The organism is Streptomyces hilarionis, assembly GCF_024539675.1.
Lineage (GTDB): Bacteria > Actinomycetota > Actinomycetes > Streptomycetales > Streptomycetaceae > Streptomyces > Streptomyces hilarionis.
Map to the genome: position 1 here is coordinate 40,113 of NZ_JAHHIT010000060.1, position 22,229 is coordinate 62,341.

The window sequence follows — 22,229 nt, forward strand, 5'->3', positions numbered from 1 at the left end:
CGTCAAACGAGTGTCACGACCAACAGTCCATCCCTCCTCTCCGGCGGAACAGGCTGCCACGACCAGTCCTCTTCCACCAGCCCGCTCCCGCTCGCTCCGGACGTAGGCTCACGCCTCATGGCCTCACCGCTTCTGGGGCCGCCATAATGGAGTCATGCCCTCCAGCCCACAGCGTCCCTCCCCCACGCCGAGCGACCTCTCGGGCGCGGTCGCCGAGGACCTCGCGCTGTACCGGGAGAAGTTCCGGCGACGTCTGCCGGAGTCGCTGGACGAGTTGCACGGCCCGACCCAGGGGGTCGTGGAGCTGCCGCTGCACCTGGCCTGGTCGGGGATGACCTCATACGACATGAGCAAGCCCCGCCAGCGCATGGGCCTGTACCGCACCGTCCTGCACGAGGGCCTGCACGACGACCTGCCCCGCTACCTCAACCGGGACCTGCTCCTCCAACTGTGGCCGGTGCTGCGCACACTCGTCGGTCACACCGTGCGCAACGTATGGGAAGACGCCTTCCCGCAGCTCGCCTCTCGCACCCGGGCAGCCGCGTGACGGACATGCCGGAGCTGCACACGCGGCTCCTGGCGGATGTAATCGCGCTCGGCTCCCCGTATCCCCTGGTTCGCTGGAGACCGCCCCGCTGTCCGCCCGCTTCACCGTGACTGACCCGGCCACCGGACAGGAATGCGAAATCGACATCCTCAAGGAGATCTTCTGGCGGCCAGTCGCCCAGAGCCCCTACGGGCCCGTCCTCGCGGAGGAGGACGTGATCGGGACCAAGGTCCGCGCCCTCGCCGACCGCGGAGCGCCCCGCGACCTGATCGACGTGTTCGCAGCCTCCCACCGCTGGACCAACGCCGAGCTCGAGGAGTTCGGCCGCCGCCACGCCCGCGGGCGCTTCGAACGCGAGGACCTGCAGGCGAACCTTACGGGCGCCGAGTGGACCGACGACGAAGCCTTCGCCGCCTATGGGCTCGACGACGCCGCCATCACCGCACTCCGCGCTTGGGCCTTGGAGTGGGCCGACGACCTCGCGGCCCGTCTCCTGGAAGAAGCCCGTGATCCGGACATCGACTGATCACGTCGGGACAAGATCAGAGCAAGAGCCCAGAAATGAGCAGGTAGGGACAGCAGTCGGTCGCGGGCTTGCCCGACGACAAGCGCGCCGGGCAGGCCCTTGGTGTGCAACTGCGTCGAAGCACAGCTTCGTCCGTACCATCTTGACCTGGCACCGGACGCCGATTTCGACGCGGCCTGGAGGACACCGGACCAGCGTCGCCCAGACGAGACGGATCTAGTGCTCTGACCGCATAGGTTCGCCGGGGTGGCGGCGTCGGTGCTCGGACGGGCTGGGCTCGGTGTGCGAAGAATTTGAGCGGTCGCGGAGCCGATCAAACTAGGCTCCCAGCATGTCTGGTCCGACGTTGGTGATCGAGTTGGCGGAGCCCCTCTCCCCGGCTGCGCTGCGGGAGTTCCGCGCGTCGATGGTGGGGCTCTCCTCCCACTTCGCCGAAAAGCGGCCCGGATTCTTCGACGTCAACGTGCCCGCAGAGCGACTGGGCGTCGAGGACAGGCGGGAGAAGGACTGGCGAAAGCCGTTCCCGCTTCCACTCCTCGGCAACACCATCGCGGACGAGGAGCTCGCAGCCCTGGTGGGATTCAATCCGCAGCGCGAGGACTGGCGTCGGCCCTTCCTGGTCTACTTGATGGGGCCGGGGGTCGGCGACGAGAGCACCTTCGAGGCTGAGCACGCGGACGAGCCCGAGGTGGAGGCCATCCTCGGCTTCAGACCGACCCATGCCGTCAATGTCAGCGCCTGCTGCAATCGCGAGATCGACCACGTGGCCACGGCCCTGCTGACCGCCGCTGTCATGGACGTCATCGGGGGCGTGGCCAATGTCGAGCTGCTGGATGGACAGGCGTCGGTCGTCGCTGGCCTTCCGGGGGTGTTGGGGATCGCGGGCGACGACTGGATGGCTCTGGGATCGGCGGAGTTCCTGCGGGCCTGGGTTGGGCACCCCACCTTCCGGCTGGTCAAGTAGCCCAGACGGATTCGCTGCGGAGGTGGTGCTGTGACCTGGAACGCTCGCCATGTTGTCTGATCATGCGGCGAGAGGGGGTCGGCCGCCCCAGCGGATGCCTTTCTCGCTGCGGATGCGGGCGCGTTCCTTGCGTTCGGCGGCCAGGACGTCGCGGTGGCGGGCGTTGGCGTTGCGCCAGCGGAGGTAGGCGTGCAAGGTCCGGGTCTGAACGGGGTGGTTGGCGTGGTGGGAGTTGGCGATGGTGAACTGCCGCAGCGGTCCGAAGTGCGCTTCGATCGGGTTCGCCCACGAGGCGTAGGTCGGGGTGAAGCACAACTCGACCCTGTGTTTCTTCGCCCAGCGTCGGATGTCGGTGCCCTGGTGGGCGGACACGTTGTCCAGGATCACGTAGAGCGGTGCGCCGTCGGGCCGGGCGGCGCGGATCGACTTCAGCGCGGCCAGTGTGTTCACGGCTCCCTTTTTGCGGCGGTTCACGCCCCACAACGTGTCGTCGCCGATCGAGTAGCAGCCGTGGAAGTACCGGACTCCGTGGGTGCGGTGGTAAGTGGCCGGCAGCCGGTCGGGACGCCCTTGTTCGGCCCAGCCCGAGCCCGCGGTGGGCCGAATCCCGAGCGGGCCGAACTCGTCGAACGCAAAGACCCGGTCCGGGAAACGGTCCAGGACTTCCTCGATGCGGTCGAGCTTGGCGTCGCGCTCGGGGTCCGGGGACTCCTTCCACGTCTTGGTGCGCTGGAAGGTGATGCCGCGGCGGGCGAGCAGGCACCGTAACGCCTCGCGGCCGATGTGGATCACCCGGCCGTGCACTTTGCGCAGGTAGGCGACCAGCTTGCGCAGCGACCAGCGGGTGAACGACTGGCCGAGCTTCGCCGGTCGTGTGGTGGCCGTCGCGATGACGAAGTCCTTGTCGTTATCGCTGAGTCGGCGGGGACGGCCTCCCGCCCATTGAGGGTCCAGGCAGGCCAGGCCGATCTCGTTGAAGCGGTGGATCACGTCCCGGACGGTGTCCTCGTCGGCCTGCACCAGCTGGGCGATCGCTGGCACCCGGTTCCCGCCGGCCGAGGCCAGCAGCATCATCGCCCGCCGGTAACGCACCGAACTGGTGCTGCCCCGGCGCACGATCTGCTGCAGCTTCTGCCCCTCCTGGTCGGTAAGTCTGCGCACACGGACAGGATCGGCCACCGCGCCTCCAGCGGTCGGATCGGATGTCACCGCACATCCAACCGTCACAACCACCGACCCGGCGAACCTATGCGGTCACGGCACTAGGTGGAGCCAAGGTGCCCGCACGTCGTCAGTGGCTTCCGAGACGGTCAAAGTCGATCTCGTCGAAGTGTCCACTCCCCTAAAGATCCCTGGAAGGCACAAGGGCAAGAGGAGGGCCGCTCGCACAGTGCCTTGGCTGTGCGGGGTGCCCGGAAAGAGCCCAAATTCGCGCCGTGCGGAGCCACGGACAGCGACGTCACCGCAGCGGTGGAAGCCGGGAAGACCATGTGGCTGACGGCCAAGGGGTGCTCTGTGGCCCGCGTCCACGCCGCGGTGCAGGCTCAGGTCGAGGTGGCGGCGAGCGAAGGCACCTTCTCCGATGCGTCGCGCTCGCGACCTTGCACATCCAGCCGGACGGCTCGGTGAAAACCCCGTAGCCGAACTGAGCGGCCGTCTCCCACGGCCTCGGTGACCTCCACGTTGGTCCACCGCTCTTGCCTAGCGTCAGCAGGCCACGGTCGCGGGGCATGGGTCGAACGCCAGTCCCCCGGACCACCGAGGAAGGAATCTCTGCCCTGGGACTTTTCTGGGACTTCCGGCTGCATCAACGGGCACGAGCGTGAAACAGCCAAAAGGCCATCTGCGCAGGCCAGCGGCGCACAGCCGTCCAGCGTGGCAGGTCACGGAATCGCCAGGTCTCTTCCGGGACATCTGAGACGTCGCAGAAGCCGTGGACGCGGTTTCTGCGACATCCCGTCAGCCGCTCGGGGCCCGGTCAGACCTTGGCCGGGTCAGGCCTTCGTCAGGGTGATGTCCTGCTGGTGGACGGCGTGGAAGCGGGGCAGGGGGAGGCCGCTGTCGGGGCTCAGTTCCATCAGGGTTACCTCGACGTGGGCGGTGCCGGGTTCGAGGTCGTTCGGGGTGGCCTTGCCGGTGTTCTGCCAGCTGTGCTCGGCGCCGTCGCACACCGCGCGGGTGCCTCCGATGCCGTGCCGGGAGCCGTCGGCGCCCTGGCCGACGGAGGAACTGACGAAGACCGGGCCGGTGCCGGGGAGGCAGCGGTAGGTGCCGGAGAGGGTGACGGTGCCGTCGGCGGCGACACGGCCCGCCGGGTCGACGGTGACGGACTCCGACGGGGCCGCGTGGGCGGTGACCGCCGGCGCGGCCAGCATGAGCAGGGCGGCGCCGGCGGCCGCGGACAGTGCGGGACGCATCGACATGGGATGACCTCCTGTTGTGGGGCCTCCACTGGTACCGGGCGGACGGGCCCGGGGCGGTGATCGTCACTCCTTCGGTGGCGAGTCCGCACCGGTCGTCGACGAACGGTCCTGGACTTGTCCTGGTGCTGTCACGCTTGCCCGGGGTCCCTGGCGACGCCCGCGGGACCGGCGCATGGTCTACCCATGGGGCCGGCCGGACGGCCGATCCCGTCGACGTGGAGGTGCGCAATGTGTTCCCACCCGATGCCCGGCGCTCGTGCCCACGCCCCGTCCTCCGCCGACGCCCGCCCCGGGCACGTCGTCGCCGCCCACCCCGAGCAGGGGTGGAACCTGCTGTGCGACGGCACGATCGTCTTCGACGACTCGGGCGAGCTGCTGCCCGACGGCCGGGTCGTGGACCCGCACCGCGTGTCCACGACGGGCCTGGCGGTGGCGGCCTGACCGGACGGCCGGACGCCCGCACGGTTCAGTGCGGCGCGGAGGGCGACGGGCCCAGTACGGCGATCCCGTCCAGTTCGACGAGCGCCTGTTCGTCCCAGAGCCGGACGACCCCGACGACGGCCATGGCCGGATAGTCCCGGCCCGCCAGGTCACGCCAGATACGGCCGAGTCGCGGCGCGTGCGCGCGGTAGTCGGCGACGTCGGTGGCGTGGACGGTGACCCGGGCGAGGTCGGCCGGGGCGCCGCCGCAGTGGCGCAGCGCGGTGAGGAGATTGGTCAGGGCCTGCTCGAACTGTTCCGGAAGGCTCTTCCCTACGATCCTGCCCTCGGCGTCGAGCGCGGTCTGTCCGGCCAGGAAGACCAGGCGCTCCCCGGTGGCGACGACGGCGTGCGAGAAGCCGGTGGGCGGGGAGAGTTCGGGCGGATTGACGCGCTCGGCGCTCACCTGGCCTCCTGATCGACGTCGGCGGACGGTTTGACCGGAACCGCGGGTGCTGCCGGTACTGCCGGTGTGGGCTGCCTGCCCGGTTCGGGGCTTCGGGTTGTCGGGTCCGGGCCGTCCTCCCTCGTTCGCTCGGCGTACAGCTCCCGCGCGATGATGCCTCGTTGCACCTCGCTCGCCCCCTCGTAGATGCGCGGTGCGCGCACCTCGCGGTAGAGGTGTTCGAGCAGATGGCCGCGGCGCAGCGCCTGGGCGCCGTGGAGTTGGACGGCGGCGTCGACGACGTACTGCGCGGTCTCGGTGGCGAGCAGCTTGGCCATCGCGACGCGTTTGCGGACGTCCGGCTCCCCGGCGTCGTACGCCGTCGCGGCGGCGTGGACCATCAGGCGGGCGGCCTCCGTGCGCAGGGCCATCTCGGCGACCTGGTGGGCGACGGTCTGCAGGTCTCTCAGCTTGCCGCCGAAGGCGTCCCGCCGGGCGGTGTGGGAGACGGTGGCGTCGAGAGCGGCGCGGGCCATGCCGACGGCGAAGGCGCCGACGCTGGCGCGGAACAGGTCGAGGGTGCCCATGGCGACCCGGAAGCCGCGGTCCGGGGCGCCCAGGACGTCGTCCTCGGTGACGGGGACGGCGTCGAAGCGCAGGGCGCCGATGGGGTGCGGGGAGAGCATGTCGAGGGCGGAGCCGGTGAGGCCGGGGCGGTCGGCGGGGACGAGGAAGGCGGTCACGCCGCGGGCCCCGGCGCCGGGTGTCGTGCGGGCGAAGACCGTGTAGAGGTCGGCTTCCGGAGCGTTGGAGATCCAGCACTTGTCGCCGGTGAGGCGCCAGGCCGCCGGTCCGTCCGGCCGGGCGGCCAGCGACAGCGCCGCCGCGTCCGAGCCCGCCCCCGGCTCGCTCAGGGCGAAGGCGGCGACCGCGGTGCCGTCGGCGACCCGGGGCAGCCAGCGCCGGCGTTGGGCGGCCGTGCCGTGGGCGTGCACGGGATGGGCGCCGAGGCCTTGCAGCGCGAGCGCGGTCTCCGCCTCCGTGCAGGCGTGGGCGAGGGACTCGCGCATCAGGCAGAGGTCGACGGCGCCGGAGGTGAACAGCCGCGCGAGCAGACCGAGCCGGCCGAGTTCGGCGACGAGCGGCCGGTTCACGCGGCCGGGCTCGCCCTTCTCGGCGAGGGGGCGCAGCCGGTCGGCCGCCAGGGCACGCAGCTCGGCGCACCAGGCGGTCTGCGCCGGTTCCAGTGAGAATGCGGGCATACGCCGGTCCCCTCTGTCGCGCCGGCCGGCGGCCGGCCCACGGCTTCCTTCCGACGGTATCGCGTACCGTTGACTGTCGTCACCAACGCGATACGCTCCTTGCGCGACCCCTCATGACGAAGCCCGCCCGGGCAGCCCGGCCGGAAGTCCATCGAGGCAAGGGGACGAACGCTGATGAACGTCTCGGCCCATGTCGACACCTTCGCGCGCGACCACCTTCCGCCGCCCGAGCAGTGGCCCGAGCTGTCCTTCGATCTGCCCGAGCTGGACTACCCCGCCCGGCTGAACTGCGCCGTCGAACTGCTCGCCCACGCGCCGCCGGACCGGGTCGCGTTCCGCACCCCGTCGGGGCCGTGCTGGACGTACGGGGAGCTGCGCGCCCGCGTCGACCGGATCGCGCATCTGCTCAGCGGCGAGCTCGCGGTGGTCCCCGGAAACCGTGTGCTGCTGCGTGGTCCGACCACGCCCTGGCTCGCGGCCTGCTGGCTGGCCGTGCTGAAGGCGGGCGCGATCGCGGTGACCGTGCTGGCGCAGCAGCGGCCGCAGGAGCTGCGCACCCTGTGCGAGATCGCCCGGGTGGAGCACGCGCTGTGCGACGTCAGGGCCGTGGACGACCTCGTCAAGGCCGAGATCCCCGGACTGCGGATCACGACGTACGGCGGCGACTCCCCCGGGGACCTGCTCAACCGGCCCGCGCCGACCGGGCCGTACGGGGCCGTCGACACGGCGTGCGACGACGTGGCGCTGATCGCGTTCACCTCGGGCACCACCGGTCGCCCGAAGGGCTGTCTGCACTTCCACCGGGATGTGCTGGCGATCGCCGACACCTTCTCGCGACACGTGCTGAAGCCGCTGCCCGACGACGTCTTCGCCGGCAGCCCGCCGCTCGGCTTCACCTTCGGTCTCGGTGGGCTCGTCGTCTTCCCGCTGCGGGCGGGCGCCAGTGCGCTGCTGCTCGAACAGGCCGGTCCCCGGCAGCTGTTGCCGGCCGTCGCCGAGCACGGGGTGAGCGTGCTGTTCACGGCCCCCACCGCCTACCGCGCGATGCTCGACGAGCTCGGCGGGCACGACCTGTCCTCGCTGCGGCGCTGCGTCTCGGCCGGCGAGAACCTGCCCGCCGCGACCTGGCGGGCCTGGCACGAGCGGACCGGGCTGCGGCTGATCAACGGCATCGGCGCCACCGAGTTGCTGCACATCTTCATCTCCGCGGCCGACGACGACGTCCGCCCCGGGGCGACCGGCGTCCCGGTGCCGGGCTGGCAGGCGCGCGTGCAGGACGCCGACGGCGCGCCGGTGCCCGACGGCGAGCCCGGACTGCTCGCCGTGCGCGGCCCGGTGGGCTGCCGCTATCTCGCCGATCCACGGCAACGGCAGTACGTGCGCGACGGCTGGAACGTCACGGGAGACACCTACGTCCGCGAGGCCGACGGGTACTTCCGGTACGTCGCCCGCGCCGACGACATGATCGTCTCGGCCGGGTACAACATCGCGGGCCCGGAGGTGGAGGAGGCGCTGCTGCGCCATCCGGACGTGGTCGAGACGGCGGTGGTGGGGCGGCCCGACGAGCGGCGGGGCCAGGTGGTCGTCGCGTTCACCGTGCTGCGCGAGGGCGCCCCGCGCGACACGGAGGCGCTGCGCGCCTTCCTCCGGCGGGAGCTGGCGCCGTACAAGTGTCCGCGCGAGTTCGTCCTGCTGGACGCGCTGCCGCGCACCGCGACCGGGAAACTACAGCGATTCCGGTTGCGCACAAGCGGTTGCACCGATGGTGACCAGCAGTGATACCGACGACCTAAGATGATCAACGTGTCCGACCAGCCCGCACCCCGGTCTCTCATCGTCACGCTCTACGGCGCGTACGGACGCTTCGCCCCGGGCCCGGTGCCCGTCGCCGAGCTGATCCGGCTGCTCGCCGCGGTGGGCGTCGACGCGCCTTCCGTGCGCTCGTCGGTGTCGCGGCTGAAGCGGCGCGGTCTGCTGCTGCCGGCCCGCACGGAGCGGGGCGCGGCCGGCTACGCGCTCTCGGACGAGGCTCGTCAGCTGCTCGACGACGGCGACCGCCGCATCTACGCCACCGCGCCGGCCGCCGACGAGGGCTGGGTGCTGGCGGTGTTCTCCGTGCCGGAGTCGGAGCGGCAGAAGCGGCACGTGCTGCGGTCGCGGCTGGCGGGTCTGGGGTTCGGCACGGCCGCCCCCGGCGTGTGGATCGCTCCGGCCCGGCTGTACGAGGAGACGCGGCACACGCTGCGGCGGCTGCGTCTGGACGCGTACGTCGATTTCTTCCGCGGGGAGCATCTGGGTTTCGCCCCGACCGCGGAGGCCGTCGCCCGTTGGTGGAACCTGGCGGCCATCGCCAAGGAGCACGAGGCCTTCCTCGACCGTCACGCGGGGGTGCTGCGTGCCTGGCAGGAGCGGCGGGACACCCCGCCGGAGGAGGCCTACCGCGACTACCTCCTCGCCCTGGACTCCTGGCGCCACCTGCCCTACGCGGACCCCGGCCTGCCCGCGCGGCTGCTGCCGCACGACTGGCCGGGCGCCCGGTCCGCCGCCGTGTTCCAGGGGCTGCACGAACGGCTGCGGGACGCGGGGGCGGACTTCGCCGGGGTGTGAACGCACCCTCTCCCGGGGCGCCGGTGTCCCGTGTGCTCGCGCCTCCTTCGGCGGGCTGTCAGCCCTCCAGCCGCAGACGGGGCCCGGGGGCGTCCGCGCGTCCGGTGCGCGGCGGGCGGCTGCCCGCGCGGTAGGGGGCCGGCCAGGGCGCGCCCGGTCCGGTGTAGCCCTGTTCGGCGGCCGCGTGCAGGGTCCAGTGGGGGTCGTACAGATGGGGGCGGCCCAGGGCGCAGAGGTCCGTACGGCCGGCGAGTATCAGGGAGTTGACGTCGTCCCAGGAGGAGATCGCGCCGACCGCGATCACCGGGACGCCGACCTCGTGCCGGATGCGGTCGGCGAACGGCGTCTGGTAGGAGCGTCCGTACTCGACGTGCTCGTCGGACACCACCTGTCCGCTGGACACGTCGATCGCGTCGACGCCGTGGGCGGCGAAGGCCCGGGCGATCTCGACGGCGTCGTCGGCCGTCGTGCCGCCCGGCGCCCAGTCGGTGGCGGAGATGCGGACGGTCATGGGCCGTTCCGCCGGCCACGCCTCGCGGACCGCGTCGAACACCTCCAGCGGGAAGCGCAGCCGCTCGGCGAGCGAGCCTCCGTAGGCGTCCGTGCGGCGGTTGGTGAGCGGGGAGAGGAAGCCCGACAGCAGGTAGCCGTGCGCGCAGTGCAGTTCGAGCAGGTCGAAGCCGCAGCGGGCGGCACGCCGGGTGGCGGACGCGAACTGTTCGCGCAGGTCGGTGAGTTGGGCCCGGGTCAGCTCGCGGGGCGTGCGGCTGCGCGGTGTGTACGGCAGGGGGGAGGCGGCGACGAGCGGCCAGCCCCCGTCGGGCAGCGGTTCGTCCATGCCCTCCCACATGAGCTTCGTCGCGCCCTTGCGTCCGCAGTGGCCGAGCTGGACGCCGACGGCGGCCCCGGGCGCCTGCTCGTGCGCGAAGTCGGTGATCCGCCGCCAGGCGTCGGCCTGCCGTCCGGTGTAGAGACCGGCGCAGCCCGGGGTGATGCGCCCCTGCGCGGACACGCACACCATCTCGGTCATCACCAGCCCCGCGCCGCCGAGGGCGCGGGCGCCGAGGTGGACGAGGTGGAAGTCGCCGGGGACTCCGTCGACCGCCGAGTACATGTCCATGGGCGAGACGACGACCCGGTTGCGCAGGGTGAGGCCGCGCAGCCGGAACGGGGTGAACATGGGCGGGGTGCCCGGCGGACAGCCGAACTCCCGTTCCACGGCGTCGGTGAAGCGGGAGTCGCGCAGGCGCAGGTTGTCGTGGGTGACCCGGCGGCTGCGGGTGAGGAGGTTGAAGGCGAACCTGCGGGGCGGCTGGTCGAGGTGGAGGGAGACGTTCTCGAACCACTCCAGGCTGGCTGCGGCGGCGCGCTGGGTGGAGGCGACGACCGGCCTGCGCTCGGCCTCGTAGGCGGTGGCCGCGGTGCGCGGGTCGGGGTGCTCGTCCAGGCAGGCGGCCAGCGCCAGCGCGTCCTCGACGGCCAGCTTGGTGCCGGAGCCGATGGAGAAGTGGGCGGTGTGGGCGGCGTCGCCCAGCAGGACGATGTTGCCGTGCGACCAGCGCTCGTTGACCACCGTGCGGAACGTCGTCCACGTGGAGGCGTTGGATCGCAGGGGGCGTCCGCCGAGGGCCTCGGTGAAGATCTTGGCGCAGCGCTCCACCGACTCCCGCTCGTCGAGTGCGTCGAAACCGGCCGCCCGCCACACCTCCTCGCGCATCTCCACGATGACGGTGGAGGCGTCGGGCGCGTACGGGTAGCCGTGCAGTTGCACGACACCGTGCTCGGTCTCGGCGATCTCGAAGCGGAAGGCGTCGAAGGCGAAGTCGGCGGCGAGCCAGATGTAGCGGCAGCGGTGGCCGGTGAGCCGGGGCCCGAAGACGTGCGCGTACGTCTCACGGGTGGCGCTGTGCACGCCGTCGGCGGCGATGACGAGGTCGTGGCGCGCGGCCAGCGAGGCGGTGTCCGGGGCCCGCGTGCGAAAGCGCAGGTCGACGCCGAGGGAGCGGCACCGTTCGTGCAGGATGCCGAGCAGGCGTTTCCTGCCGAGGGCGGCGAAGCCGTGCCCGGTGGAGGTGTGCCTGACGCCGCGGTGCACGATGTCGATGTCGTCCCAGCGGACGAAGTGCCGTCGCAGGTCGGCGTAGACCTGCGGGTCGGCGTGCTCGATGCCGCCGAGCGTCTCGTCGGAGAGGACCACGCCGAAGCCGAAGGTGTCGTCGGGGGCGTTGCGTTCCCACAGGGTCACCTCGCGGGCGGGGTCGAGGCGCTTCAGCAGCGCCGCCGCGTACAGCCCGCCGGGGCCGCCGCCGACGATCGCGACCCGCAGGGGCTCGTCGGCCGCCGCCCTCGTCACGGCCCGGGCCGCCGCCGTCACCGTCCCCTCCAGGCGGGCGGACGCTTCTCGGTGAACGCCGCGTGGAACTCGGCGTAGTCCTCGCCGTGCATCAGCAGGGCCTGGGTGGCCGCGTCCAGTTCCACGGCGGCCGCCAGCGGCATGTCCAGCTCCGCCGTGAGGAGGGCCTTCGTCTGCGCGTGGGCGAGTGCGGGGCCGTCGGCCAGGCGGCGGGCCAGGGCCCGCGCGGCCTCGTCGGCCTGTCCTTCCTCCGTCAGCACGCTGATCAGGCCGATGCGCTCGGCCTCGGCGGCGCGGACCGGTTCGCCGAGCATGAGCAGCCGGGTGGCGTGACCGAGGCCGACGACCCGCGGCAGGAGGTAGGCGGCGCCCATGTCGCCGCCGGAGAGGCCGACGCGGGTGAAGAGGAACGCGAAGCGGGCGCCGGGGTCCGCGATCCGGAAGTCGGCGGCCAGCGCGAGGACCGCCCCGGCACCCGCCGCCACGCCGTGCACGGCCGCGATCACCGGGAACGGGGCCTCGCGCACGGCGCGCACGACCTGCCCGGTCATCCGGTTGAAGTCGAGGAGCCGGGCGGTGTCCATGCCGAGGGTGGCGCCGATGATCTCGTCGACGTCTCCGCCGGAGCAGAAGCCGCGGCCCTCGCCGGCCAGCACCAGGGCGCGCACGGAGCGCTCCCGGGACAGTTCGGCGAGCAGGTCGCGCAGGTCGGCGTAGGCGCCGAAGGTGAGCGCGTTGAGCTTCTCGGGACGGGCCAGGGTGACGGTGGCGACGCCGTCGGCGAGCTGGACGTGCAGATGGCGCCAGTCGGAGGTGCGGGCGGCGGAGCCGGTGAAAGGACTCATGAGGGCGGCCTCCTCGACGGTCTCTCGAAGTTATCACCCTCTTGTGACTGCCGTCATGAGTACGCGATAGAGCGGACGGGAAGAATCGCCGTGTCACCGCACGACATGCCCTCGTCACACACGTCACCGGTCGTCGATAACGCGGTAACAACGGGATCAGGTGCGCGAGGTCGGGCGTTGTGCCGGGTAAGCCCACCGGCAACGGGGCCGCAGGTCCCGCGCGACGCCCGCCGAGCGCTTCTGCCGGAGGCCGCCGTACCATTCCTGAAGCCGAAGGCAGGACCGTCCGATGCCGATCGCGGGAACCTGCGCCATGAACGGACTCACCTTGCACGAACGCCCCTCCGACGCAGCCGCCTCCTGGCGGATCGCGCTGCCGCACTCCGCCGCGGCCGTGCCGGTGGCCCGTGCCCTGGTCCGTACGGCGCTGGCCGAGCGCAAGCACGTCGCGGACAGCGACACGGCGGAGCTGCTGACCGCCGAGCTGGTGGCGAACGCCGTGGAGCACACCTCGGGGGACGCCCCGATAGAGCTGGTGGTGGAGCTGCGGCCGACCGGCTGCCGGATCGAGGTGCACGACCCGGACCCGGCGGCGCCCGGCGACCTGACCCGTCCGTCCGGCGAGGAGCCCGATCCCTGGCAGGAGCACGGGCGCGGGCTGCTGCTGATCCGCGCGCTCAGCTCGTCCTGCGGGCACCGGCCCACGGAGCGGGGCAAGGCGGTGTGGTTCAGGCTGGCCGCCGTCCCGCCGCAGCGCGGCGCGGGACCGGCCTGAACCCGTCCGCGATCCGGCGGCCGCGGGGGAAGGGGCCGCGGGCCCTCAGGCGAGGGTGGCGACCAGGACCGCCTTGATGGTGTGCAGCCGGTTCTCCGCCTCGTCGAAGACGACGGAGTGGGCCGACTCGAACACCTCGTCCGTCACCTCCAGGGAGTCCAGCCCGTGGCTCTCGTGGATCTCGCGGCCGACCTTGGTGCCGAGGTCGTGGAAGGCCGGGAGGCAGTGCAGGAACTTGACGCCGGGGTTGCCGGTGGCGCGCAGGACGTCCATGGTCACCGCGTACGGGCCGAGGGCTGCGATCCGCTCGTCCCAGACCTCCTTGGGCTCCCCCATGGACACCCACACGTCGGTGGCGACGAAGTCGGCGCCGCGGACGCCCTCGGCGAGCTCCTCGGTGAGCGTGACGCGGGCCCCGCTCGCCTCGGCGAGCTCGTGGGCGCGGTCGACGACCTCCTGTGCGGGCCAGTAGCTCTTCGGGGCGACGATCCGCACGTCCATGCCGAGGAGCGCGCCGGTCACGAGGTAGGAGTTGCCCATGTTGAAGCGGGCGTCGCCGAGGTAGGCGAAGGCGATCTTCTCCAGGGGCTCGGCGCTGTGCTCGGTCATCGTGAGCACGTCGGCGAGCATCTGGGTGGGGTGCCAGTCGTCGGTGAGACCGTTGTAGACGGGGACGCCCGCGTGGGCGGCGAGCTCCTCGACCTTGTGCTGGCTGTCGCCGCGGTACTCGATGGCGTCGTACATCCGGCCCAGCACGCGCGCGGTGTCCTTCACCGACTCCTTGTGGCCGATCTGCGAGCCGGAGGGGTCGAGGTAGGTGGTCGACGCCCCCTGGTCGGCGGCGGCGACCTCGAACGCGCAGCGGGTGCGCGTCGAGGTCTTCTCGAAGATCAGCGCGATGTTCCGGCCGCGCAGCCGCCGCTCCTCGGTCCCGGCCTTCTTGGCGGCCTTGAGCTCGGCGGCCAGGGCGATCAGAGCGCGGAACTCCTCCCCGGTGAAGTCCAGCTCCTTGAGGAAGTGGCGGCCGGCGAGGGCGGTCGGGACTGTCGCCATGGGGGTCGCTCCAGAGGTGCGGTGAGATCTGCCGTGAAAGCTGCCGCGCGAACCGCCGGGAGGACCTCCGTGATCGGAGGCGGCGGCGACGCGGACCCCGGAAGTCTATACGACCCTCGGCATTTTTATACAGACAGACGTACGACTATACGGCGCTCCGTTCGACCGGGCAGCTCATGCAGCGCGGGCCGCCCCTGCCCCGGCCCAGCTCGCTGCCCGGGATCTCGATCACCTCGATGCCCTGCTTGCGCAGATGGGTGTTGGTGGTGACGTTGCGCTCGTAGGCGACGACGACGCCCGGCTCGACGGCGAGGACGTTGCAGCCGTCGTCCCACTGCTCGCGCTCGGCCGCGTGGACGTCCTGGGTGGCGGTGAGCACGCGGATCTCGCTGAGACCGAGGGCCGCCGCGATCGCGCGGTGCATGTGCTCCGGCGGGTGGTCGGTGACCTTCAGCTCCTTCTCGCCGGCTCCGGGCTCGATGGTGTACGACCGGAGCATGCCGAGCCCGGCGTACTGGGTGAAGACGTCGGCGTCGACCATCGTCATCACGGTGTCGAGGTGCATGAAGGCCCGCCGCTTGGGCATGTCGAGAGCCACGATGGTCCGGGCCGATCCCGCGGCGAACAGCTTGTGGGCGAGCATCTCGACGGCCTGCGGGGTGGTGCGCTCGCTCATGCCGATCAGCACGGCGCCGTTGCCGATGACGAGGACGTCCCCGCCCTCGATGGTGGACGGGTAGTCGGCCTGCCCCTCCGACCAGACGCGGAACGTCTCCGCGCGAAAGAGCGGGTGGTGGCGGTAGATCGCCTCGAAGTGGACCGTCTCGCGCTGTCTGGCCGGCCAGCGCATGGCGTTGATGGCGACGCCGTCGTAGATCCAGGCGGAGGTGTCCCGGGTGAAGAGGTGGTTGGGCAGCGGGTCGAGGAGGAAGTCGTCGAGCTCCATGACGTGGAAGCGCACCGAGGTGGGCTCGGGATGCGCCTGAAGGAACTCCCGCTTGGTCATGCCGCCGACGAGGGCCTCGGCCAGCTCCGGGGCGGGGAGGGTCTCGAAGGCGGAGCGGAGGTGGTCGGTGGCGAGCACCCCGTACTCCTTCTCGTCGAAGACGCGGTCCAGGACGAGCGCGCGGGCCGCCGGGATCTCCAGGGCCTCGGTGAGCAGGTCGCCGAAGAGATGGACGGCGACGCCGCGGTCGCGCAGCACGTCGGCGAAACCGTCGTGCTCGGCGCGCGCCCGGCGCACCCAGAGCACGTCGTCGAAGAGGAGCGCGTCCTTGTTGCTGGGGGTGAGCCTTTTGAGCTCGAGATCGGGCCGGTGCAGGATGACGCGGCGCAGCCGCCCGGCCTCGGAGTCGACGTGGAATCCCATGCCTCCATCCTGACCACCGAGGACCGTCTTCACCCCCTGCTCGGCCTTCTTGGGACCGTTTTCGCACGACTCCGCCCGGACGGGGACCGCTTCCGCACCCTTCCCCTTTCTCGTCCTCTTGACGACAAGAGGAGGCGCCCCTATCGTTTTCTTATCGTCGCAGTGACGAGAAAAGGGAACGAGGGGGGCCACTCATGGCCGACATCACCCGGCGCCTGGGCTGGCGCCATCTGCGGGGCGCTCCGACGGCCCACGTGCGCCACCACCGCTCCGGCGAGCTGGCGCACGACGGGCCGGGGCTCAGCTTCTGGTTCCGCTCCCTGAGCGCCGCCCTCTCCGAAGTGCCGGTGGACGACCGCGAGCTGGCGATGACCTTCCACGCCCGCACGGCGGACTTCCAGGACGTGACCGTCCAGGCGACGGTGACCTACCGGATCAGCGACCCGGCCGTGGCCGCCGCCCGCCTCGACTTCTCCATCGACCCGGACACCGGGATCTGGCGCGGCGCGCCCCTGGAACAGCTCGGCACCCTGCTCACGGAGACGGCACAGCAGCACGCGCTGGACGTCCTCGCGCGCACCTCGCTGTCGTCGGCGCTGGTGGACGGTGTGACGGCGGTGCGCGAACGGGTCGCGGCCGGACTGGCGGCGGAGCCGCGGCTGCCGGCCACCGGCATCGAGATCGTGGCCGTCCGCGTCGTCGCACTGCGCCCCGAGCCCGAGGTGGAGCGGGCGCTGCGCACCCCGGCGCGCGAGCAGATCCAGCAGGAGGCCGACCGGGCCACCTACGAGCGGCGGGCGGTCGCCGTCGAGCGGGAGCGGGCGATCGCCGAGAACGAACTGGCCAGCCAGATCGAACTGGCCCGCCGGGAGGAGCAGTTGGTCGAGCAGCGGGGCACGAACACCCGCCGCGAGGCCGAGGAGAACGCGGCCGCGGACAAGGTGCGGGCGGAGGCGGAGGCGACGCGGTCCGTCCGGCTGGCGGAGGCGGAGGCCGCCCGCTCGGTGAAGCTGGCCGAGGCGGAGGCCGACCGGCAGGTGCGGCTGGCGGAGGCCGAGGCCGTGCGCACCGAGCGGCTCGGCCAGGCGGAGGCGGCGCGCACGGTCCGGCTCGCCCGGGCGGAGGCCGAGGCGGCGCGCGAGGTCGGCGAGGCGCGGGCGCAGGCCCAGGCGGCCTGGCTGCGGGTGCACGGGGACGTCGACGTGGCGACCCTGCACGCGCTCACCGGGACGCGGCTCGCGGAGAACCTGCCGCACATCGACAGCGTGACGATCTCGCCGGACGTGCTGACCGGTCTGCTGTCGAGGCTCGGGGCCGGGGAACGGGAGTGAGTCTCGCCCCGCGGGCCGTGCTGGTCCACCGCACCACGGAGTACGAGGAGCTGGTGGCCCGGCACGGCACGCACGGCCAGGCCGCCTTCTTCCTCTCCTCGCGGGGCCGCGACATCGAGGAGGTCGCCGAGCGGCACCGCCGCACGAGGCGCGCCCTGGCGGAGGTGACGGCCGCGATTCCGCTGACCTGGCGCCAGAGCCGGGTGGAGCGCGCCGACCTCGACCGCTTCCTGTTCGCCCCGGAGGACGTGGTGGTGGTCGTCGGCCAGGACGGGCTGGTGGCGAACGTCGCCAAGTACCTGGCCGGGCAGCCGGTCGTGGGCATCGACGCGGACCCGGGCCGCAACGCGGGCGTCCTGGTGCGCCACCGGCCCTCGGACGCGCCGGCGCTGCTGCCCGGCGCGCTCACGGCCGCCACCGGCACGACCGAGCTGACCATGGTCGAGGCCGTCGCCGACGACACCCAGCGGCTGCTGGCCCTCAACGAGATCTATCTCGGCGCCGCCGGCCACCAGACCGCCCGCTACCGCCTGGGCCTCGACGACGACGGGGGTGCCGTCGAGGCCCAGGCCTCCTCCGGGGTGCTGGTGGGCACGGGCACCGGGGCGACCGGCTGGATCCGCTCGGTGTGGCAGGAGCGGGGCGGCGGCGGGACGCAGGGCGGTCTGCGCCTCCCCTCCCCCACGGAGCAGCGGCTGGTGTGGTTCGTGCGGGAGGCGTGGCCCTCCCCCGCCACCGGCACCTCGCTGGTGGCGGGCGAACTCGCGGCCGGTCACCGGCTGACCCTCACCGTCGAGTCGGAGCGCCTCATCGCCTTCGGCGACGGCATCGAGACCGACGCGGTGGAACTGACGTGGGGGCAGCGGGTGCGCGTCGGGGTGTGCGAGGAGCGGTTGCGGCTGGTGGGATGAGCAGCGCGACGCCCGGTCCGCGCGGGGGCACGGGCCGGGCGAGGCGCTCTCACAGCCGCGGGTCGACCGGCTCCGACTCGAGGGCCAGCACGCCGAACACGGCCTCGTGCACGCGCCACAGGGGCTCGCCGTCCGCCAGCCGGGCCAGGGCCTCCAGGCCGAGGACGTACTCGCGGAGCGCCAGGGACCGCTTGTGGTTCAGGAAGCGGCCGCGCAGCCGGGCGAGGTTGTCGGGGCGCGTGTACTCCGGGCCGTAGATGATCCGCAGGTACTCACGGCCCCGGCACTTCACGCCCGGCTGGACCAGGCGTCCGTCCGTGGCGCGCACCAGAGCGCCCAGCGGCTTGACGACCATGCCCTCGCCGCCCCGGCCCGTCATCTCCAGCCACCAGTCGACGCCGGCCGCGACCGACCCGGCGTCGCCCGTGTCGACGTACAGGCGCCGGGTGGTCCGCAGCAGGCCCGTGTTGTCGTGTTCCACCAGCCGGTCCAGGTACGACAGCTGCTCGTCGTGCGGCAGCGCCGCGAGAGAGCGCCCCCGCACGGCGAGGATCTGGAACGGCGCGAGCCGTACGCCGTCCAGGCCGTCGGTCGGCCAGCAGTAGCGGCGGTACGCGTCGGTGAACGCGGCCGCGTCCGAGGCGCGTTCGCGCTGGCGGGAGAGCAGGTCCGTGACGTCGACGCCCCTGGCCGCTGCGGACTCCAGGGCGGACAGCGCGCCCGGGAAGACGGCTCCGGACGCGGCCCCCACGGCCGCGTACTGGGAGCGCAGCAGGCCCGACGCCTTCAGCGACCACGGCATCAGCTCGGCGTCCAGCAGCAGCCAGTCGGTGTCCAGTTCGGACCACAGGCCGGCCTCGTCCACCGCCGTGCACACCCGGCCGAGGATCTCCTCGGTCACCGCCGCGTCGGCGAAGAACGGGCGGCCGGTGCGGGTGTACAGGGAGCCGGTGGCCCCTTGCGCGGCCCCGAAGCGCCGGCGCGCGGTCTCCTCGTCCCGGCAGACCAGGACGACCGCCCGGGAGCCCATGTGCTTCTCCTCGCACACCACCCGTGCGACGCCCTCGCGGGCGTACTGCGCGAACGCCTCGGCCGGGTGCTCCAGGTAGCCGTCCACCCGGCTGGTCGCCGTGGGCGCCATGGTCGGCGGAAGGTACGGCAGCAGGCGCGGGTCGACCGCGAAGCGGCTCATCACCTCGAGGGCCGCCGCCGCGTTCTCCTCACGGACGCGGACACGGCGGTGGCCGTCGTAGCGGGTCTCCACGACGCGCCGGCCGTGGACGTCCGCCAGGTCCAGGGGACGACCGTCGTGTCCGCCGGGCGCCTCGGCGCGCAGCGGCCGCGCGGGCTCGTACCAGACCTGTTCCGCGGGCACGTCGACCAGTTCGCGTTCGGGCCAGCGCAGCGCGGTGAGCCGGCCGCCGAAGACGGCGCCGGTGTCCAGGCAGATCGTGTTGTTCAGCCAGGTCGCCTCGGGGACGGGCGTGTGCCCGTAGACGACCGCCGCGCGCCCGCGGTAGTCCTCCGCCCAGGGGTAGCGCACGGGCAGCCCGAACTCGTCGGTCTCGCCCGTGGTCTCCCCGTACAGCGCGTGCGAGCGGACGCGGCCGGAGGTGCGGCCGTGGTACTTCTCCGGCAGTCCGGCGTGGCAGACGACGAGACGGCCGCCGTCGAGCACGTAGTGGCTGACCAGCCCGTCGATGAACGTGCGCACCTCGGCGCGGAACTCCTCGCTCTCCTCCTCCATCTGCTCGATGGTCTCGGCGAGCCCGTGGCTGTGCTGGACGTTGCGGCCCCTGAGGTACCGGCCGTACTTGTTCTCGTGGTTGCCGGGCACGCACAGGGCGTTCCCGGAGGCGACCATCGACATGACGCGGCGCAGCACGCCGGGGCTGTCGGGGCCCCGGTCGACCAGGTCGCCGACGAAGACGGCCTGTCGGCCCTCGGGGTGGACGCCGTCCACGTAGCCCAGCTTGCCCAGCAGCGACTCCAGCTCCGCGGAGCAGCCGTGGACGTCCCCGATGACGTCGAAGGGGCCGGTGAGGTGGGTCAGGTCGTTGTAGCGCTTCTCGGTGACGACCGAGGCGTTCTCGACCTCCTCGACGCCGCGCAGGACGTGCACCTTGCGAAAGCCCTCGCGCTCCAGGTGGCGCAGCGAGCGCCGCAGTTCGCGGATGTGGCGCTGGACGACCCGGCGGGGCATGTCGGCGCGGTCGGTGCGCGCCGCGTTGCGTTCGGCGCACACCTCCTCCGGCACGTCCAGGACGACGGCGACGGGCAGGACGTCGTGCTGTTTGGCGAGGTCGATCAGCTGACGGCGGGCGTCCGGCTGCACGCTGGTGGCGTCGACCACGGTGCGGCGGCCGGCCGCGAGCCGCTTGCCGGCGATGTAGTGCAGGACGTCGAAGGCGTCCCGGGTCGCGCTCTGGTCGTTCTCGTCGTCGGAGACCAGGCCCCGGCAGAAGTCGGAGGAGATGACCTCGGTGGGCTTGAAGTGGCGTCGGGCGAACGTGGACTTGCCCGAGCCTGACGCGCCGACGAGCACGACGAGGGAGAGGTCGGTGACGGGCAGCACGCGGCCCGGCTTCGCGGATTCGCTGGTGTCGTTCACGCCGCCTTCGCCTCCTTCTCGCTCCTGTCGGCCTTCGCCGTCTGCTCGGCCTCGTCGGCCGTCTCCTCGCCCCTCCCGGCGTCCGCGCCTCGCGCGTCGTCGTTCCCCGCGCCGGTCGCCCTCCGTTCGAAGACGGCCATCTGGGTGGGCGGGCCGACCTCGGGGTCGTCCGGACCCACGGGCAGGAACGCGACGTCGTAGCCGTGCCGTTCGGCGACCGCGGCCGCCCAGGCGCGAAACTCCCGCCGGGTCCACTCGAAGCGGTGGTCGCCGTGCCGGGCGTGGCCGGCCGGGAGGCTCTCCCAGCGGACGTTGTACTCGACGTTCGGGGTCGTCACCAGGACCGTGCGCGGGCGGGCCGAGCCGAACACGGCGTACTCCAGCGCGGGCAGCCGGGGCAGGTCGAGGTGCTCGATCACCTCGCTGAGCACGGCCGCGTCGTAGCCCTTGAGACGGGCGTCGGTGTAGGCCACAGAGCCCTGGACGAGCTGGACGCGGGCGGCCTGCCGCTCCCCCATGCGGTCCAGCTTCAGACGGCGTGCGGCGATGGCGAGGGCGCGCATCGACACGTCGACGCCGACGATCTCGGTGAACCGCGGGTCCTTCAGCAGCGCCTGCACCAACTGGCCCTGGCCGCAGCCGAGGTCGAGGACCCGGGCGGCCCCGGCGCGGGTCAGCGCGGAGACGAGGGCCTCGCGGCGCAGTTCGGCCAGCGGCGTCGGCTTCGGCTGCGTCTCGGCCTCCGCCTCGACGGCGTTGTCGATGGCGTCGACCTCGCTGTCCTCGGCCTCGGCGAGGCGGACGAGTTCCAGCCGCTCCGTCGCCTGCCGGGTCAGCGACCAGCGGCGGGACAGGAACCGGCTGGTGATCAGCTTCTGCTCGGGGTGGTCGGGCAGCCAGCCCTCACCGGCGCGCAGCAGCTTGTCGACCTCGTCGGACGACACCCAGTAGTGCTTGGCGTCGTCGAGGACCGGCAGCAGGACGTACAGGTGCCGCAGGGCCTGCGCGACGGTGAGGGTCCGCGACTCCAGAGTGAGGCCCACGTACCGCGAGTCGCCCCACTGCGGGAAACGGGCGTCGAGGGCCACCGGTTCGGCGCTCACCCGCCAGCCGAGCGGTTCGAACAGGGCGTGGACGAGGCCGGGTCCGCCGCGGGCGGGCAGTGCGGGTATCGCGACGCGCAACGGCCGCGGCTGCGCGGGCAGTTCCGGCTTCGCCGCGCACACACCGCGCATGGCGCTGGAGAACACGGCGCTCAGCGCTACGGCGAGCAGCGAGGAGGCCGCGTAGGGGCGGTCGTTGACGTACTGGGCGAGGGCCGCGTCGGGCGCGCCGCCGCGGCCCTTGCCCTTGCCGCGCCGGACCAGTGCCACGGCGTCCACCTCCAGCAGCAGCGCCGCCGTGCAGCGCTGGGCGTCGGCCTCGGGATAGAGGACGTGAGCCGTGCCGTAGGAGGTGGAGAACGCCTGCGCCCTGTCGGGATGCTTGTGCAGCAGGAAGCCGAGATCGGTCGCGGGGCGGTCGGGGGTGCCGGTGGTGCTCAGGGTCAGGAACACGGTGGGTGCCTTGGAGAGGTGGGATGGGAGCGGGAGCGCCGACAACGCGCTCGCCCGCCTGCCCAACGTATCGGCAACCGACCGGCGGCACCCGGGAATTTCGGGGGCGCGCAGGCCCGTCCGCGCTGGTCGGACGCCGGACACGACCCCCGTCCGGACGGCGGGCGGGACCCGGCCTCGACGGCGGCTCCGGCACGCGTCCACGAACGGGCGGGGGCCACGGGGGGCGAG

The 22,229-nt window shown here is 72.6% G+C and carries 18 protein-coding genes and 1 pseudogene; 9 read left to right on the forward strand and 10 right to left on the reverse strand.

The genetic code is table 11. The features are described from left to right. The first annotated feature begins 154 nt into the window (after positions 1–154). The 3 genes and pseudogenes from KMS84_RS15815 (at position 155) to KMS84_RS15825 (ending at position 2,037) form a co-directional block, all read left to right on the forward strand. Positions 155–547: a hypothetical protein gene (locus KMS84_RS15815; protein WP_256916842.1), complete on the forward strand. Its 393-nt coding sequence runs from the start codon at positions 155–157 to the stop codon at positions 545–547. A gap of 5 nt (positions 548–552) precedes the next feature. Then, a pseudogene (locus KMS84_RS15820) lies at positions 553–1,073 on the forward strand (nucleotidyl transferase AbiEii/AbiGii toxin family protein). 331 nt (positions 1,074–1,404) lie between these two features. Next, positions 1,405–2,037, forward strand: a complete 633-nt coding sequence (locus KMS84_RS15825) for a DUF6368 family protein (RefSeq protein WP_256916843.1) — start codon at positions 1,405–1,407, stop codon at positions 2,035–2,037. 60 nt (positions 2,038–2,097) lie between these two features. Here the strand turns inward: KMS84_RS15825 and KMS84_RS15830 are convergent, their stop codons facing one another. Further along, the gene (locus KMS84_RS15830; protein ID WP_308287968.1) at positions 2,098–3,216 is read right to left on the reverse strand and encodes an IS630 family transposase; all 1,119 of its coding nucleotides are present in this window, start codon (positions 3,214–3,216) and stop codon (positions 2,098–2,100) included. An 815-nt stretch (positions 3,217–4,031) separates the two neighbouring features. Next, positions 4,032–4,460, reverse strand: coding sequence for a DUF6299 family protein (locus KMS84_RS15835; RefSeq protein WP_256916845.1), 429 nt, complete (start codon positions 4,458–4,460; stop codon positions 4,032–4,034). Between the two features lie 228 nt (positions 4,461–4,688). Between KMS84_RS15835 and KMS84_RS15840 the strand changes: the two genes are divergently transcribed. Beyond that, positions 4,689–4,901 (forward strand): DUF5999 family protein, encoded by a 213-nt coding sequence (locus tag KMS84_RS15840; RefSeq protein WP_438818941.1) that lies wholly within the window; start codon positions 4,689–4,691, stop codon positions 4,899–4,901. A gap of 25 nt (positions 4,902–4,926) precedes the next feature. Here the strand turns inward: KMS84_RS15840 and KMS84_RS15845 are convergent, their stop codons facing one another. Continuing rightward, entirely contained in the window at positions 4,927–5,346 is a 420-nt protein-coding gene (locus KMS84_RS15845; RefSeq protein ID WP_256916847.1) for a RidA family protein, read from the reverse strand. Continuing rightward, positions 5,343–6,587, reverse strand: coding sequence for an acyl-CoA dehydrogenase family protein (locus tag KMS84_RS15850; RefSeq protein ID WP_256916848.1), 1,245 nt, complete (start codon positions 6,585–6,587; stop codon positions 5,343–5,345). Before KMS84_RS15850 ends, KMS84_RS15845 begins: the two co-directional genes overlap by 4 nt. 174 nt (positions 6,588–6,761) lie before the next feature. On the opposite strand from KMS84_RS15850, the gene KMS84_RS15855 reads away from it, so the two are divergent. Then, positions 6,762–8,366 carry an AMP-binding protein gene (locus tag KMS84_RS15855; protein ID WP_256916849.1) on the forward strand — a complete coding sequence of 535 codons (1,605 nt, stop codon included), beginning with the start codon at positions 6,762–6,764 and terminating at the stop codon, positions 8,364–8,366. 15 nt (positions 8,367–8,381) lie between these two features. Continuing rightward, a complete protein-coding gene (locus KMS84_RS15860; RefSeq protein ID WP_256916850.1) occupies positions 8,382–9,194 on the forward strand; it encodes a PaaX family transcriptional regulator in 813 nt (270 codons plus the stop codon). 58 nt (positions 9,195–9,252) lie between these two features. Here KMS84_RS15860 and KMS84_RS15865 read toward each other — a convergent pair whose 3' ends face one another. Together KMS84_RS15865 and KMS84_RS15870 are read right to left on the reverse strand one after the other, a co-directional pair. Beyond that, complete coding sequence (locus tag KMS84_RS15865; RefSeq protein WP_256916851.1) at positions 9,253–11,568, reverse strand: bifunctional salicylyl-CoA 5-hydroxylase/oxidoreductase; 2,316 nt, start codon at positions 11,566–11,568, stop codon at positions 9,253–9,255. After that, on the reverse strand, positions 11,565–12,392 hold the full coding sequence (locus KMS84_RS15870) for an enoyl-CoA hydratase family protein (protein WP_256916852.1): 828 nt from the start codon (positions 12,390–12,392) through the stop codon (positions 11,565–11,567). The genes KMS84_RS15865 and KMS84_RS15870 overlap by 4 nt, the downstream gene beginning before the upstream one ends. A gap of 313 nt (positions 12,393–12,705) precedes the next feature. Here KMS84_RS15870 and KMS84_RS15875 point away from each other — a divergent pair, with 313 nt between their 5' ends. Further along, positions 12,706–13,167: an ATP-binding protein gene (locus KMS84_RS15875; protein WP_256916853.1), complete on the forward strand. Its 462-nt coding sequence runs from the start codon at positions 12,706–12,708 to the stop codon at positions 13,165–13,167. A 45-nt stretch (positions 13,168–13,212) separates the two neighbouring features. On the opposite strand, the gene argF is transcribed toward KMS84_RS15875, so the two are convergent. Beyond that, positions 13,213–14,220, reverse strand: coding sequence for an ornithine carbamoyltransferase (gene argF, locus KMS84_RS15880; RefSeq protein WP_256916854.1), 1,008 nt, complete (start codon positions 14,218–14,220; stop codon positions 13,213–13,215). A 145-nt stretch (positions 14,221–14,365) separates the two neighbouring features. Further along, positions 14,366–15,589 (reverse strand): arginine deiminase, encoded by a 1,224-nt coding sequence (locus KMS84_RS15885; RefSeq protein WP_256916855.1) that lies wholly within the window; start codon positions 15,587–15,589, stop codon positions 14,366–14,368. A gap of 194 nt (positions 15,590–15,783) precedes the next feature. Between KMS84_RS15885 and KMS84_RS15890 the strand changes: the two genes are divergently transcribed. Both KMS84_RS15890 and KMS84_RS15895 read left to right on the forward strand, forming a co-directional pair. Next, positions 15,784–16,920 (forward strand): SPFH domain-containing protein, encoded by a 1,137-nt coding sequence (locus KMS84_RS15890; RefSeq protein WP_256916856.1) that lies wholly within the window; start codon positions 15,784–15,786, stop codon positions 16,918–16,920. Beyond that, complete coding sequence (locus tag KMS84_RS15895; RefSeq protein WP_256916857.1) at positions 16,917–17,831, forward strand: hypothetical protein; 915 nt, start codon at positions 16,917–16,919, stop codon at positions 17,829–17,831. The genes KMS84_RS15890 and KMS84_RS15895 overlap by 4 nt, the downstream gene beginning before the upstream one ends. Positions 17,832–17,880: 49 nt before the next feature. On the opposite strand, the gene KMS84_RS15900 is transcribed toward KMS84_RS15895, so the two are convergent. Together KMS84_RS15900 and KMS84_RS15905 are read right to left on the reverse strand one after the other, a co-directional pair. Then, positions 17,881–20,442 carry a polynucleotide kinase-phosphatase gene (locus KMS84_RS15900; protein WP_256916858.1) on the reverse strand — a complete coding sequence of 854 codons (2,562 nt, stop codon included), beginning with the start codon at positions 20,440–20,442 and terminating at the stop codon, positions 17,881–17,883. Continuing rightward, positions 20,439–21,998, reverse strand: coding sequence for a 3' terminal RNA ribose 2'-O-methyltransferase Hen1 (locus KMS84_RS15905; protein ID WP_256916859.1), 1,560 nt, complete (start codon positions 21,996–21,998; stop codon positions 20,439–20,441). The genes KMS84_RS15900 and KMS84_RS15905 overlap by 4 nt, the downstream gene beginning before the upstream one ends. Positions 21,999–22,229 lie beyond the last annotated feature (231 nt).

Coding starts and splice junctions, on each gene's coding strand:
- KMS84_RS15825 (WP_256916843.1), top strand. CDS start 1,405: ATGTCTGGTCCGACGTTGGTGATCGAGTTGGCGGAGCCCCTCTCCCCG.
- KMS84_RS15840 (WP_438818941.1), top strand. CDS start 4,689: ATGTGTTCCCACCCGATGCCCGGCGCTCGTGCCCACGCCCCGTCCTCC.
- KMS84_RS15885 (WP_256916855.1), bottom strand. CDS start 15,589: ATGGGATTCCACGTCGACTCCGAGGCCGGGCGGCTGCGCCGCGTCATC.
- KMS84_RS15870 (WP_256916852.1), bottom strand. CDS start 12,392: ATGAGTCCTTTCACCGGCTCCGCCGCCCGCACCTCCGACTGGCGCCAT.
- KMS84_RS15815 (WP_256916842.1), top strand. CDS start 155: ATGCCCTCCAGCCCACAGCGTCCCTCCCCCACGCCGAGCGACCTCTCG.
- KMS84_RS15875 (WP_256916853.1), top strand. CDS start 12,706: ATGAACGGACTCACCTTGCACGAACGCCCCTCCGACGCAGCCGCCTCC.
- KMS84_RS15855 (WP_256916849.1), top strand. CDS start 6,762: ATGAACGTCTCGGCCCATGTCGACACCTTCGCGCGCGACCACCTTCCG.
- KMS84_RS15835 (WP_256916845.1), bottom strand. CDS start 4,460: ATGTCGATGCGTCCCGCACTGTCCGCGGCCGCCGGCGCCGCCCTGCTC.
- KMS84_RS15860 (WP_256916850.1), top strand. CDS start 8,382: ATGATCAACGTGTCCGACCAGCCCGCACCCCGGTCTCTCATCGTCACG.
- KMS84_RS15890 (WP_256916856.1), top strand. CDS start 15,784: ATGGCCGACATCACCCGGCGCCTGGGCTGGCGCCATCTGCGGGGCGCT.
- argF (WP_256916854.1), bottom strand. CDS start 14,220: ATGGCGACAGTCCCGACCGCCCTCGCCGGCCGCCACTTCCTCAAGGAG.
- KMS84_RS15850 (WP_256916848.1), bottom strand. CDS start 6,587: ATGCCCGCATTCTCACTGGAACCGGCGCAGACCGCCTGGTGCGCCGAG.